General features: G+C 70.2%; 13 protein-coding genes. 9 read left to right on the plus strand and 4 right to left on the minus strand.

The window, feature by feature from the left end:
- The 3 genes from AUL35_RS08850 to odc2 all read right to left on the minus strand — a co-directional run.
- A partial coding sequence (locus AUL35_RS08850; protein ID WP_062014157.1) for a PAS domain-containing protein occupies positions 1–1,848 on the minus strand: 1,848 nt, incomplete at its 3' end.
- A 134-nt stretch (positions 1,849–1,982) separates the two neighbouring features.
- Positions 1,983–2,549: a GNAT family N-acetyltransferase gene (locus AUL35_RS08855; RefSeq protein WP_062014159.1), complete on the minus strand. Its 567-nt coding sequence runs from the start codon at positions 2,547–2,549 to the stop codon at positions 1,983–1,985.
- Positions 2,550–2,701: 152 nt separating this feature from the next.
- Positions 2,702–3,835: an ornithine/lysine decarboxylase gene (gene odc2 / locus AUL35_RS08860; RefSeq protein ID WP_062014161.1), complete on the minus strand. Its 1,134-nt coding sequence runs from the start codon at positions 3,833–3,835 to the stop codon at positions 2,702–2,704.
- A gap of 539 nt (positions 3,836–4,374) precedes the next feature.
- Here odc2 and AUL35_RS08865 point away from each other — a divergent pair.
- From AUL35_RS08865 to AUL35_RS08880, 4 genes are all read left to right on the plus strand, one after another.
- Positions 4,375–5,295, plus strand: coding sequence for a LysR family transcriptional regulator (locus tag AUL35_RS08865; RefSeq protein WP_062014163.1), 921 nt, complete (start codon positions 4,375–4,377; stop codon positions 5,293–5,295).
- Positions 5,296–5,336: 41 nt separating this feature from the next.
- Positions 5,337–5,849 (plus strand): L,D-transpeptidase, encoded by a 513-nt coding sequence (locus AUL35_RS08870; RefSeq protein ID WP_082666214.1) that lies wholly within the window; start codon positions 5,337–5,339, stop codon positions 5,847–5,849.
- Between the two features lie 64 nt (positions 5,850–5,913).
- The gene (locus AUL35_RS08875; protein ID WP_062014165.1) at positions 5,914–6,582 is read left to right on the plus strand and encodes a DUF1007 family protein; all 669 of its coding nucleotides are present in this window, start codon (positions 5,914–5,916) and stop codon (positions 6,580–6,582) included.
- Positions 6,570–7,592: a nickel/cobalt transporter gene (locus tag AUL35_RS08880; protein ID WP_062014167.1), complete on the plus strand. Its 1,023-nt coding sequence runs from the start codon at positions 6,570–6,572 to the stop codon at positions 7,590–7,592. Before AUL35_RS08875 ends, AUL35_RS08880 begins: the two co-directional genes overlap by 13 nt.
- Here AUL35_RS08880 and AUL35_RS08885 read toward each other — a convergent pair.
- On the minus strand, positions 7,589–8,398 hold the full coding sequence (locus tag AUL35_RS08885; RefSeq protein WP_062014169.1) for a gamma-glutamyl-gamma-aminobutyrate hydrolase family protein: 810 nt from the start codon (positions 8,396–8,398) through the stop codon (positions 7,589–7,591). The two genes, AUL35_RS08880 and AUL35_RS08885, sit on opposite strands and share 4 nt — an antisense overlap.
- 273 nt (positions 8,399–8,671) lie before the next feature.
- Here AUL35_RS08885 and AUL35_RS08890 point away from each other — a divergent pair, with 273 nt between their 5' ends.
- The 5 genes from AUL35_RS08890 (at position 8,672) to AUL35_RS08910 (ending at position 12,359) form a co-directional block, all read left to right on the plus strand.
- A complete protein-coding gene (locus AUL35_RS08890) occupies positions 8,672–9,373 on the plus strand; it encodes a hypothetical protein (RefSeq protein WP_062014171.1) in 702 nt (233 codons plus the stop codon).
- A gap of 43 nt (positions 9,374–9,416) precedes the next feature.
- A complete protein-coding gene (locus AUL35_RS08895; protein WP_062014437.1) occupies positions 9,417–9,974 on the plus strand; it encodes a regulatory protein RecX in 558 nt (185 codons plus the stop codon).
- 102 nt (positions 9,975–10,076) lie between these two features.
- Complete coding sequence (locus tag AUL35_RS08900) at positions 10,077–10,640, plus strand: type 1 glutamine amidotransferase domain-containing protein (protein ID WP_062014174.1); 564 nt, start codon at positions 10,077–10,079, stop codon at positions 10,638–10,640.
- Positions 10,641–10,783: 143 nt separating this feature from the next.
- Positions 10,784–11,041 (plus strand): aa3-type cytochrome c oxidase subunit IV, encoded by a 258-nt coding sequence (locus tag AUL35_RS08905; RefSeq protein WP_062014176.1) that lies wholly within the window; start codon positions 10,784–10,786, stop codon positions 11,039–11,041.
- 82 nt (positions 11,042–11,123) lie between these two features.
- Positions 11,124–12,359 carry a Re/Si-specific NAD(P)(+) transhydrogenase subunit alpha gene (locus tag AUL35_RS08910; protein WP_062014178.1) on the plus strand — a complete coding sequence of 412 codons (1,236 nt, stop codon included), beginning with the start codon at positions 11,124–11,126 and terminating at the stop codon, positions 12,357–12,359.
- Positions 12,360–12,451: the final 92 nt, after the last annotated feature.

Consider the following 12,451-nt stretch of genomic DNA (forward strand, 5'->3'; position numbering starts at 1 on the left):
GCCGAAGCCGCGGCCTTCCGGCACGCTCACTGGCGGGCCGCCGCTCTCGCGCCATTCGATGCAGAGCGCCGGCTGGTCGTCGTCACGCTCGATCCACCAGGCGAGGTCGACCGCGCCCGTTTCCACCGACAGGGCCCCGTATTTCACCGCGTTCGTCGCCAACTCGTGCAGGGCGAGCGACAGGGCAAGGCTCTGGCGGGCGTCGAGGGCGATGTCGGGTCCCCCGAAGCGGATGCGGGGGGCTTCCGGCTCGCCGGTCTCGTGGGTCGCGAGCGCGCCGGCCACGACCTCGCGCATCGACGCTCCGGTCCAGTTCGTGGCGGTCAGAACGTCGTGGGCCTGGGACAGGGCGTCGAGGCGGGCGGCGAAGTTGGCGATGCCCTCGGCGGTCGAGGGCGCGCGGCGCAGCGTCTGGTTCGCCAGCGCCTTGACGATGGCCAGCGTGTTCTTGACGCGGTGCTGGAGCTCGCGCGCGAGCAGGCGCTGCCGGTTCTCGCTCTCCTTCTCCAGCGTGACGTCGCGCAGGAGACCGATGAGAATGCGCTCGTCCCGGTCGTTGCGGATGAGCTGGGCCGTCGCGTGGACATGGCGGACCTCCCCGTCCGTCGGTCGAACGATGCGGTACACGATGTCCAGCGGCTCGGGCGGATCCTCGACGGCGCGCTTCGACGCCTGCGCCACCCGATCCGTGTCGTCGGGATGCGTGAGGGCCAGGATCTCGTCCCGGTGGGTGACCGGGTCGTCCGCCGCGATGCCGAACACCTCGCGGCAGCGACGGTCCCACGTCAGCGCTCCGGTCGCGACGTTGAACTCGTAGACGCCGAGATCGGCCGCCTCGTGCGCATGGCGCAGGCGGCGCTCGGCATCGGCCAGCTGGAGCTGGGCCTGACGGCGCTGGCTCGAGATCCAGGCGCGATTCAACACATCCCGGACGAAGTCGACCTCCTCGTCCGGCCAGGTGCGCGGCTCCCGCGCGTGAAGGAACAGGATCACCTCGACCCTGTCCTCGCGCACCACCGTCAGGTTGAGGAGGGAGCGACTGCCGATCGCGCGCCACGCCTCGGTCTTGTCGCTGGTCAGCGGATCGACCTCGACATCGTCGATCCGCACGAAGCCGCTGCGCAGGGCGTCGAGGAACTGTGCGCCGAAATGGGAGATGTGGAGCGGCCCGGACAGCGGCGTGACGCCCGGCGCGCACCACTCCGCCGCGATCGCCACGCGGTTCTGGTCGACACCCACCGTGGCGTAGCCGACGCGGTGGATGTCCAGCGTCTCGCCGAGGATCGCGAGCGCCTGCGTCGTGAGGTCGGTCTTGGCGTCGGTCTGGCTGGCGAGGTCTCCGAGTTTCAGGAGCGCCTCCTGCCGCTCGGCGCGGTGCTTTTCGCGCGTCACGTCCACCACGGCGCCGGGGAAGCGGACGGCGTGGCCCGCCGGATCGTAGAAGGCGCGCCCGCGCGCGAAGACCCAGCGCGTCTCGCCCTCGCGATTTCGCGTGCGGTACTGGTGGGCGAAGATGGTGCCGCTCCGGATGGCGCCGTCGATGGCTTCGACGAGCCCCGGCCGGTCGGCCTCGAGGACCCCGTCCGTGTAGCGGGCTATGGGGAGGCCGCGGGGGCCGTCCTCCGGGTCGAGGCCGTAGAGCGCGGCAAAGCGCGAGTCCGCGAAGATCCGGTCGTGGCGGAGATCCCAGTCCCAGGTGCCGACCAGCGCTGCCGCATCGAGCGCGAGACGCAGGTCGTCCTGGTGAGGCTGGGCGTTCAGCCTCGCCTCGAGATTCTCCTTGGCGTCCCGGAGCCGCCTGATCTCCTCGTGCGCCTGCGCAAGCTGTCGCTCCAGTTCAGCCGTCATCCGTCGAAGGCCCCCTCTCCCGACGGCGAGCGCGGGAGCAGGCGCCGCACCGAAACGTCCCGATGCGACGACAAGCATGTTTCCGGGCGCAAGCAAAGCAAGCCGCGCGAGGCAGACCGTTAGCTGGCTGCGAATCAGGCGTCCGACCGGGGACCGTTCGGCTGGATCAGGCCGCAGGCACCCTGAAGGCTGGCCGTCGCGAGCTCGAGTCCGAGCAGGCGATGGCGCTCGAACGGACCCGGCATGACGAGGCCGGCCGCGGCTTCCGCCCGGAAGCCGAAGCGCTCGTAGTAGGGCGCGTCGCCCACGAGCACGATCGCGCGGTGGCCGCGCCAGGCGGCCTCGGCGATCGCGCGGCGCATGAGCTGCGAGCCGATGCCAAGCCCCTCGAACGGGCGCGCCACCGCCAGCGGTCCGAGGAGGAGAGCCTCGACCGGCGCACCGCCGCGCTCGCCGGCCGCGACGTGCCACAGTCGCACCGAGCCCGCGAGCACGCCGTCGGTGGTTTCGCTGACGAGCGACAGGCCCTGTGCGGGAAGACGGCCGCGCCGGATGGCCTCGGAGGACTTGCGCGTGCGCCCGGCGCCCATGGCGGCGTCGAGCAGCGCCTCGCGCGCGCCGACGTCCTCCGCGCGCTCGGCGCGGATGAGCGTGTGGAAGGGCTGGAGCGAGACGTCGAGGGGAAGGGCGAGAGCGGACATGGGCGGAACCACCGGACAGCGAAGTCGAACGACGGATCGGCCGGGCGCCTTTCGGGCGCACGAGCACGGGCGAGGACCGCCCGGCACGAAGACGTGCCGGGCCTGTCGCATTTCGGAATGAGGGGAGAGGGCGGCGAAGCCGCCCGCCGAACTCAGATCACGTAGGAGCGCAGCGGCTCGAACCCGTTGAAGGCGACGGCGCTATACGTCGTGGTGTAGGCGCCGGTTCCCTCGATCAGGACCTCGTCGCCCACGGTCAGCGAGATCGGGAGCGGGTAGGGGGTCTTCTCGTAGAGGACGTCGGCCGAGTCGCAGGTCGGGCCGGCGAGCACGCAGGGCTCCATCCGGTCACCGTCGCGCTGGGTGCGGATCGGGTAGCGGATGGCCTCGTCCATCGTCTCGGCGAGGCCGCCGAACTTGCCGATGTCGAGATAGACCCAGCGATTCTCGTCGGTGACCGACTTCTTCGACACCAGCACCACCTCGGCCTTGATGACGCCCGCGTCGCCCACCATGCCGCGACCCGGCTCGATGATCGTCTCGGGCACCTTGTTGCCGAAGTGGCGGCGAAGCGCCTCGAAGATCGACCGGCCATAGGCCTGCGCGCTCGGAACGTCCTTCAGGTAGCGGGTCGGGAAGCCGCCGCCCATGTTGACCAGCGTCAGCTGGATGCCGCGCTCGGCGAGCTCGCCGAAGACGTGCGCGGCATCGGCCAGCGCGCCGTCCCAGGCACCGGTGTCGCACTGCTGCGAGCCGACATGGAACGAGACGCCGGTCGGAACGAGGCCGAGGGTCGCCGCATGGGTCAGGACGTCGATCGCCATGGCGGGCACGCAGCCGAACTTGCGCGACAGAGGCCACTCTGCGCCCTCGCCCGAGGTGAGGACGCGGCAGAAGACGCGCGCGCCGGGCGCGGCGCGCGAGACCTTCTCAACCTCCTCGACGCAGTCCACCGCGAAGAGCGACACGCCGTGGGCGTGCGCGGCTGCGATGTCGCGCTCCTTCTTGATCGTGTTGCCGTAAGAGATGCGCTCCGGGGTCGCGCCGGCGTCGAGCGCCATCTCGATCTCGGCGACCGAGGCGCAGTCGAACGAGGAGCCGAGCGAGGCGAGCAGGCGCAGGATCTCGGGCGCGGGATTGGCCTTCACCGCGTAGAAGATCGCCGAATCGGGAAGCGCGCGCCGGAAGGCGCGGAAGTTGTCTTCCACGATGTCGAGGTCCACCACGAGGCAAGGGCCGGTGGGACGTCGGGTGGCGATGAAGTCGAGGATACGCTGCGTGGCCATGTGGGGCTCCCAAGAACCAAAGGTCAAAGAGAGCGCACGCGTGCGAACCCACGAGCAGCCGGTGGAGACCCCGCTCGAAGAATCGACGCGAAACGCGACATGCTCCATTCGAACGCCGGCGGAACGCCGTTCGTTCAGACAGAGAAGTGTGCCATGGCTTGGAGGGTGGGGACCCGCCGCACTTCAGGCAAGGATGGTGTGCCTCTGCAGAATTCCCGGATATGGAGACCGGGAGAGACCAGAAAGGCCCGCACCGTCGTTGCTTCAAGGCGTCCACGATTCCGCCAGCAGCGGAACCGACCGGAGGTTCACTCCAGGTACCGTCCCGGCAACCCTCGCATTCGAGGACCGGGGGACGCCCACAGGCACGTGCGACATTGGGCAAGGACGCATATAGAAGCGAGTTTCGTCACAAACAACCGGATTTTGACGGGTCGGATGCAAAAATCCTCGCCGCGCTGGACACGGCAAACCATTGTCGTCAAAGCGCAACAGCGGTCGGTCTCGCTCAAGCCATTTGTGCCCGAGGAAAAATTTTCATGGATACGCTGACCCGCATGCGCGCCTTCCTCTCCGTCGTGGATGCGGAAGGCTTCTCGGCGGCCTCGCGAAAGACGGGCCGCTCCAAGGCGCTCCTGTCCAAGTACGTGCGCGAGCTGGAGGACGAGCTCGGCGTGCTCCTCATCAACCGCACGACGCGGCAGGTTGCGCTGACGGCGGCGGGCGAGGTCTACGTCTCGCGCGCCTCGGCGATCCTGAGCGATCTGGAAGCGTTGAACGAGGAGGCGCGGGAGGCGACGGGCGAGGCCAAGGGCTCGCTGCGCGTGACCGCCGCGCGCACCTTCGGCGACGCGGAGCTCGGCCTCAGCCTCGTCGAGTTCTCGGCCGCCTATCCCGCGATCTCGCTCGACCTCCACCTCAACGATTCGTTCGTGAACCTCGTGGAGGAGGGGTTCGACGTCGCCATCCGCATGACGCGCCTCACGGATTCGGCCATGATCGCGCGCCGGCTCGGCTCGCTGGAATTCGCGATCTGCGCGACGCCCGACTTCCTCGCCCGGCACGGCACGCCCGCCCATCCGCACGACATCGCCCACATGCCCGCGGTCATCGATTCCAACGCCAAGGCCCTCTACAACTGGACCTTCCAGGATCCGCGCACCGGCTCGCCCATCCCGATCAACGTGTCGGGGCGCTTCTCGGCCAACTCCCCCTATACGGTGCGGGCGGCGACGCTGGCGGGTCTCGGCGTCGCGCTGATCCCCGAGTTCATCGTGCGCGATGACATCGCGCAGGGGCGGCTCGTGGCGCTTCTCGACGACTTCGTGCCGAAGGACGCCGGTATCTACGCCGTCTTCCCGCATCGGCGGCACCTGCCGGCGCGCACGCGCGTCTTCGTTGACTTTCTGGCAACCTGGTTCCGCAAGTATGAGGCGGAGCGCCTGGCGGCGGCGGCCTGATCGGGGCGCGCGCCGGGCGCACACAAGGAATGGCCTGTCCCATGCTCCGCGCTGCCCTCTCGCTCGCCCTTCTGCTTCTCCTGCCCGGCCTGGCCGAGGCCGCTCCCGGCACCGGTCCGCGCGCTCGCGAGACCGTGTTCGTCGGCGACTACGAGCCCGGCACGATCGTCGTCATGACGGGCGCGCGCCAGCTCTTCCTCGTCACCGACAGGAACTCCGCGCTGCAGTACGACATCGCCGTCGGCAAGCCGAGCGAGCAATGGTTCGGCACGAGCTGGGTCTCCAAGAAGCGCCTCAATCCGACCTGGGTCCCGACCGATTCCATGCGCAAGGCCAAGCCCTCGCTGCCCGCCTCCGTCGGGCCCGGCCCGAAGAACCCGCTCGGGCAGCGGGCGATGAATCTCGGCTGGGGCACCTATCGCATCCACGGCACGAACTCGCCCAACTCCATCGGCTCGGCGGCCTCGGCCGGCTGCTTCCGCATGCGCAACGCCGATGTCGTCGACCTCTTCGAGCGCGTGCACGTGGGCGCGCAGGTCGTCGTCCTTCAGTAGGACGCATCCGTAATTTCGCCCCGAACGCCCGCTCCAAGAAGCGGCCGTCGTTCGGGGGACCCGCATGCCGAAACCGACATCTCTGGCCGTCCGCCTCGGCGTGGCGGCGCTCGCGTTCGCGCCCGGCGTCGCGATGGCTCACCCGCACGTCTTCGTCGACGCCCAAATGGAGATCGTCGGGGGCCGGGGGAGCGAACTGGGCTCGATCCGCAACATCTGGCGCTTCGACGAGCTCTTCTCCTCGTCCGTGGTGGTGGACTTCGACAAGAACGGCAACGGAACGCTCGATCCCGACGAACTCGAGGCGGTGGGCGAGACCGTGCGCGGCTCGATCGCTGAATGGAGCTACTACACGTTCCTCACCACGGGAGGACACGACGTGAAGCTCGCGCCCCCGGACGTCATCCGGGGCAAGTACGACGGCGGGCAGCTCACCCTCTTCTTCGAGATGAAGCCGGCCGAGCCCGTGGACCTCGCCAAGGAGAAGGTGACCTTCTCGGTCTTCGACGAGAGCTACTTCGTTGCCTTCGACTTTCCCGACGTCGGACGCTTCCAGCTTCTCGACCTGCCCAAGACCTGCCGGACCGACTTCTCGCGGCCCGATCCGGACGCTGACGCCGAGGACTGGATGGCGCAGGTCTCCATGCTCAAGCCGAACCAGCAGATCCCGAGCGACGGCGTGAACTTCGCCGAGGCGCTGGCGACCAAGGTCGACGTCTCGTGCGCGCCGTGAGATGGGCGGGTGCGGGCGCCCTTCTGCTCCTGGGAGCGGGTCTGGCGCATGCCAACTCCTCGCTCGGCATCGGCAACGCCGAGGTGACCGCCGCGCCGAGCGGCATCCTCGCCGGACCCTTCATGGAGATCATGCGCATCCAGCGCACCTTCTTCGTGGACCTGCGCCATGCGCTGGTGGCGATCCGCGACGGTGGAAACGGCGGTCTCGCGTGGCTGATGGCGCTGTCCTTCGTCTACGGCGTCTTCCATGCGGCCGGTCCCGGCCACGGCAAGGCGGTGATCGCCTCCTACCTGATGGTGGACGGGCGGGCGCTGCGCCGGGGCGTCGTTCTGTCCTTCGCCTCCGCCGCCGTGCAGGGCCTGTCGGCGGTCGCGATCACGGCGGCCGGCTGGTGGTGGCTGCGCGGCAGCGCGGTGACGATGACCGAGGCCGCGAACGTTCTGGAACTCGGCTCCTACGCGATGATCGCGCTGCTCGGGCTCTGGCTTCTCCTGCGCAAGGGGGCGGCACTCGCCTCGCGCCTGCCTCTGATGCTGCCCGCCTCGCGCGCCATGGGCACACTCGCCTTCGGCACGCCCGGCGCTTCGCAGGCCGGGGCGCCGAGCCGCTTCGCCGCCTCCGGCTTTCTGGGCGCCAACGACTGCCGGGGCGAGGCGGGCTGCGACTGCGCGGTGCCGCACATGCCGCCGCCAGTCTCCGGCGGGCGCGGATGGCGAAGAGACGCCGCGACGGTTCTCGCGATCGGCCTGCGGCCCTGCTCGGGCGCGATCGTGGTTCTGACCTTCGCGATCCTGAATGGGCTCTGGCTCGGCGGGGGGCTCGCGGTCGCCGCCATGGCGCTCGGCACGGCGATCACGGTCTCGGCGCTCGCCGCGCTCGCGGTCGGGTCGAAGGGGCTGCTGTTGAGGGCTGGGCGCGGCAGCACGGCGCTGCGCCTCGTTCTCGAGACGGCCGGCGCGCTCGTTCTCGTCGCGCTCGGGGCGGGCCTGTTCTGGGCGACGCTCTAGCGGTCTTCTGTCGACGCCTTGTCCTGCGCAGCGGCAGACTGCGCTTTGGCCGGAAATGCTCTGGCGTCCCGATAGGCGCGGCAGGCGTCCGCGAAGGCTTCGAACAGGCGGCGCGAGGGCTCGTCGCTCGCCGACCAGTATTCCGGGTGCCATTGGACGCCGAAGGCGAAGCCCGGCGCATCGCGCACCGACACGGCCTCGACCGTCCCGTCCGGCGCGCTCGCCTCGACCGCGAGGCGGGGCGCCAACTCCCGCACGGCCTGGCGATGCAGTGAGTTCACCTCGACCTCCCCCCCGCCGAGGATCGCGGCGAGCCGGCCCCCTTCCTCGATGCGGACCGGATGGCGCAGCGCGAAGCGCTGGTCCTGCTCCGGATGCACCGGCGCCCGGTGGTCCATGCGGCCCTCCAGCTCCTGGATCTCGGTGCCGAGCGAGCCGCCCAGCGCCACGTTGAGTTCCTGGTGGCCCCGGCAGATCGCCAGAAGCGGCAGGCCGCGCGCGAGCGCCCCCTCGATCAGACGCGCGGTCAACGCGTCGCGCCGCGTGTCGTAGGGCTCGTGGCCGGCGGTCGGTGCTTCCCCGTAGCGCTCGGGATGGACGTTCGAAGCCGATCCCGTGAGAAGCACGCCGTCGACCCGGTCGAGAACGGCGGCTGGGTCGATGTCGTCCAGCGCCGGCACGATCACGGGCAGGGCGCCGATCCGCGCGATCGCATCGAGATAGGTGCCGGGAGCGGCGTGCCAGAGGTAGGACTCGAACTGGCGCGTGTCCGCCGGAACCGCGATCAGAAGGCCGCTCGTCGTCATGCTCGTCCCTGGCGTGAAAGGATATTCGCTCCGATCCATGCCTCCCGTGGCATCGGGGCGCAAGCCCGACGAAAGCGGGGAAGTGTTGCAGTGCGCCTGTCGCATTCCACGCGGCCCGCAGAATCGGTCGTCCGCCCGGCGGCACGACCGATGGCGGGGCGCAGGTTCCAACACCGGGCGAGACGATCGCCCCATCCGCGCGAACCGGCCGCTCCCACGGCCCGGCGCGCCAGAAGCGGCGTCCCGTCCGGGGCGCACGAGAGGTACCCTCGCATGATGCCCGTGATCTCGGTCGGCTCGCTCAAGACCTCCGGTTCCTCGACCCTGGCCCTGTCGCTCGCGGGCGTCGCGGCGGCGGCCGACATTCCCGTGGTGCTGATCGACGGCGCGCGCGACAAGGATATCGCCGAGTGGGCGACGAAGCCCGGCCGCCCGGACTGCCTGATGGTCGAGGTCGCCGACGACGAGATGACGGTGGAGCGGCTCGTGCGCGCGGCCCGGCGACGGGGCGACCTGTGCATCGTCGATGCGGGCGACAACGCGGAGCTGCTCCGAGCCGGTGCGCGGCTCGCCGACCGGGCGCTGATCCCCGTGCGCTTCTCGCCCCTCTCGGCCTACGCCGCGCTCGCGACCGACCGGCTGATCGCCGCCGAAAGCATGAAGGGCCGTCGGGGGCGTGACTGGGCCTTCGTCGCGAGCGCCGTCACGACCATTCCGAGCCGCGTCGCGCGCACGATCGAGACCATGATCGAGCGCACCGCCACCCCGCGCCTCGAGATCGGCCTCGTCCAGCGCGCGGCCTACGAGGCGCCCTTCCTGAACGGGGGAACGCTCTTCACGATCGACGACACGATTGCGCCGGGCCTCGACCGCGCCCGCGCCGAGGCCGCCATGCTGGCCTACGAGGTCGGCATCCTGGGCGAGGCGGTGGAAGCGACGCGCACGCGTCAGCCCGCGCGCGCCGTCGCCGCCTGACGCCCTCCCACGCGGCCCCCGCCCGTCCTATATGGCGGGGGCGATGAGCCTCTCCGATTCCGCCTCCCCGCCGGCCCGCAAGCCGCCGCGCCCCGTGTCGCGCGAGTGGCTCTTCCGCGCGGCCGCCTTCTACCTCGAGCGCTACAGCTCCTCGTCGGGAAACCTGCGCCGTGTCCTGCAGCGCAAGGTTCTCAAGCGCACGCGCGAGCGCGGCGAGGAGGCGTCCGACTTCCAGGCGCTGGTCGACGAGACGGTCGCCCACTTCGTCGAACTGAAACTCCTCGACGATCAGGCCTATGCCGAGGCCCGCGTCGCCACGCTCCGGCGCAAGGGCACCTCGCTCAGCCGAACCCGAATGAAGCTGATCGAGAAGGGCGTCGACGCCGAGACGGCGCAGGCCGCGCTCGGCCGCGACGAGACGCCCGAGGCCGAGGCGGCCCAGCGCCTCGTGCGCCGCCGCCGGCTCGGGCCCTACCGCACGCGCGAGCGCGACGAGCGGCGCGACCGCGACATCGCGGCCGTGATGCGCGCGGGCTTCTCCTTCCGCGACGCCGCCGCCGCCGTGGACGGCACGGCCGAAGAGGACGGAATGGGAACCTGAGCCTCGAACGGGGCGTTGGACCGGCGAACACTCACCACATGGCGCGCGTGCGAACCGTCCCTCGGACGGTGTCCCGCTGCCCGCCGGGAGGACGCCACCGACATGCCCAGCATCAGCCAAGCCCGTATCGCCATCCTCGCCACCGACGGCTTCGAGCAACTCGAGCTTACCGAGCCCCTGAAGAAGCTGCGCGAGGCCGGTGCCACCGTCGATGTCGTCTCGCTCGAGAAGGGCGAGATCAAGGGTTGGGACAAGGACCATTGGGGCGAGAGCGTGCCGGTCGACAAGACGCTCGCCGAGGTGTCGGTCTCCGACTACGACGCGCTCGTCCTGCCGGGCGGCCAGATCAACCCCGACAAGCTGCGCACCGAGGAGAAGGCGGTCGGCTTCGTGCGCGACTTCTACAACAGCAAGAAGACGCTGGCCGCGATCTGCCACGCGCCCTGGCTCTTGATCGAGGCGGGCGTCATCAAGGACCGCGACGTCACCTCCTTCAACTCGATCAAGACCGACGTCGTGAACGCCGGCGGCCGCTGGCACGACGACGAGGTCGTCACCGACCAGGCGCTGATCACCTCGCGCAATCCGAACGACCTGCCGGCCTTCATCTCGAAGATCATCGAGGAGGTCGAGGAGGGCCGTCACGAGAAGCGCCAGGCCGCCTGAAGCAGGCACCGGTCGACGATCGCATGACGGAAAAGGGCGTCCTCGGGCGCCCTTTTTCGCGTCCGAGCGCTGCCGACGAGGTCGATTGCTCCGCGCCGGACCTTTGTATATCAGCGAACGACAACCCTTACCCAGAAGAGGCGATGACCATGGCCGAGGATGCAGGCTTCGAAACCGGCGCACGGGGCGTCATGGACTACCCCGAGCACGAGCGCACCTACGGCCGCTTCCTCTGGCTGGTGAAGTACGGCACGATCGGCGTCGTCTCGATCCTGATCGGTATGCTGATGGGCCTGATCGTCGGGGCCGGCGTCATCACGAGCGTCCTGTCGGCGCTGGTCTTCGGCGGGGTCGCGAGCTTCCTGATGGCGAGCGGCGACCAGAAGTCGATGAAGCACTGAGGAAACGCGCGGCCGGACCGGGCGGGAGGAAACGCCCCGGCTCCCGGCCGCGCACGCTCGAGCGGGCGCGGGGAGGAATGGAATGGTGAGACTGTTCGTGCCGCGCGAGCGCGAAGCGGGGGAGCCGCGCGTCGCGGCATCGCCCGACACGGTTCGCCGGCTGATCGGCCTCGGTGCGGAGGTGACGGTCGAGCGCGGCGCGGGCGAGGGCTCGCGCATCCCGGACCGCGACTTCGAGGCGGCCGGCGCGCATCTTGCCGACTCGGACGGCGGCCGCGAGGCCGACATCGTCCTGAAGGTGCGCCGGCCGACGGCCGAGGAGATCGGGACCTACAGGCACGGCGCCGCGGTCGTCGCGATCCAGGATCCCTACGGCCACGACGAGGCGTTGCGGGCCATGGCCGAGGCGGGGCTGACGAGCTTCGCCATGGAACTCATGCCGCGCATCACGCGAGCGCAGGTCATGGACGTCTTGTCGAGCCAGGCGAACCTCGCCGGCTACCAGGCGGTGATGGATGCCGCCGGCGTCTACGACCGCGCCTTTCCCATGATGATGACCGCCGCCGGTACCGTTCCGGCCGCCCGCGTCTTCGTGATGGGCGCGGGCGTCGCGGGTCTGCAGGCGATCGCGACGGCCCGGCGCCTCGGCGCCGTCGTGACCGCGACCGACGTGCGGCCGGCCGCCAAGGAACAGGTCGAATCGCTCGGCGCGAAGTTCATCGCGGTCGAGGACGACGAGTTCCGCGCCGCCGAGACGGCCGGCGGCTACGCCAAGGAGATGTCGGAGGACTACCGCCGGCGCCAGGCCGAACTCACCGCCTCTCATATCGCCAAGCAGGACATCGTCATCACGACGGCCTTGATCCCGGGCCGGCCGGCGCCGCGTCTCGTGACGCGCGCCATGGTGGAATCCATGAAGCCGGGCTCGGTCATCGTCGATCTCGCGGTCGAGCGCGGCGGCAATGTGGAGGGCGCCGTGCCCGGCGAGGTGGCCGAGGTCGGCCCCGCCCGCGTCGTCGGCTATCTCAACGTGCCGGGCCGGATCGCCGCAACCGCCTCGCTGCTCTATGCGCGCAACCTTGCCGCCTTCATCGAGACGCTGATCGACAAGGAAACGAAGACGCTGCGCATCGACCCGACCGACGAACTCCAGCGCGCGACCATGCTGACCCACGCGGGGCGCGTGGTTCACCCGAACTTCGCGCCGCCTGTCCCGAACGCGCCAGCGGGCGATCCGAATCCGGCCGAGAGCGCCGCGCCCGCGATGGATGCCGCCGCCGCCGGAGCCGTTTCCGAACCCGAGAAGGGGGACCACTGATGGAAGAGCCGATCCATACCTTCACCCGTCAGGTCCTCGACAACGCCGAGGCGGCGATCCGCGCGGCCAAGGCCGGCGTCGACCAGATGGCG

It is taken from the genome of Aureimonas sp. AU4 (assembly GCF_001463765.1).
Classification (GTDB): domain Bacteria; phylum Pseudomonadota; class Alphaproteobacteria; order Rhizobiales; family Rhizobiaceae; genus Aureimonas.

Excerpts from the sequence above, each read along its gene's own strand:
- AUL35_RS08855 (WP_062014159.1), bottom strand. The coding sequence starts at position 2,549 with ATGTCCGCTCTCGCCCTTCCCCTCGACGTCTCGCTCCAGCCCTTCCAC.
- odc2 (WP_062014161.1), bottom strand. The coding sequence starts at position 3,835 with ATGGCCACGCAGCGTATCCTCGACTTCATCGCCACCCGACGTCCCACC.
- AUL35_RS08865 (WP_062014163.1), top strand. The coding sequence starts at position 4,375 with ATGGATACGCTGACCCGCATGCGCGCCTTCCTCTCCGTCGTGGATGCG.
- AUL35_RS08870 (WP_082666214.1), top strand. The coding sequence starts at position 5,337 with ATGCTCCGCGCTGCCCTCTCGCTCGCCCTTCTGCTTCTCCTGCCCGGC.
- AUL35_RS08875 (WP_062014165.1), top strand. The coding sequence starts at position 5,914 with ATGCCGAAACCGACATCTCTGGCCGTCCGCCTCGGCGTGGCGGCGCTC.
- AUL35_RS08885 (WP_062014169.1), bottom strand. The coding sequence starts at position 8,398 with ATGACGACGAGCGGCCTTCTGATCGCGGTTCCGGCGGACACGCGCCAG.
- AUL35_RS08890 (WP_062014171.1), top strand. The coding sequence starts at position 8,672 with ATGATGCCCGTGATCTCGGTCGGCTCGCTCAAGACCTCCGGTTCCTCG.
- AUL35_RS08895 (WP_062014437.1), top strand. The coding sequence starts at position 9,417 with ATGAGCCTCTCCGATTCCGCCTCCCCGCCGGCCCGCAAGCCGCCGCGC.
- AUL35_RS08900 (WP_062014174.1), top strand. The coding sequence starts at position 10,077 with ATGCCCAGCATCAGCCAAGCCCGTATCGCCATCCTCGCCACCGACGGC.
- AUL35_RS08905 (WP_062014176.1), top strand. The coding sequence starts at position 10,784 with ATGACCATGGCCGAGGATGCAGGCTTCGAAACCGGCGCACGGGGCGTC.
- AUL35_RS08910 (WP_062014178.1), top strand. The coding sequence starts at position 11,124 with ATGGTGAGACTGTTCGTGCCGCGCGAGCGCGAAGCGGGGGAGCCGCGC.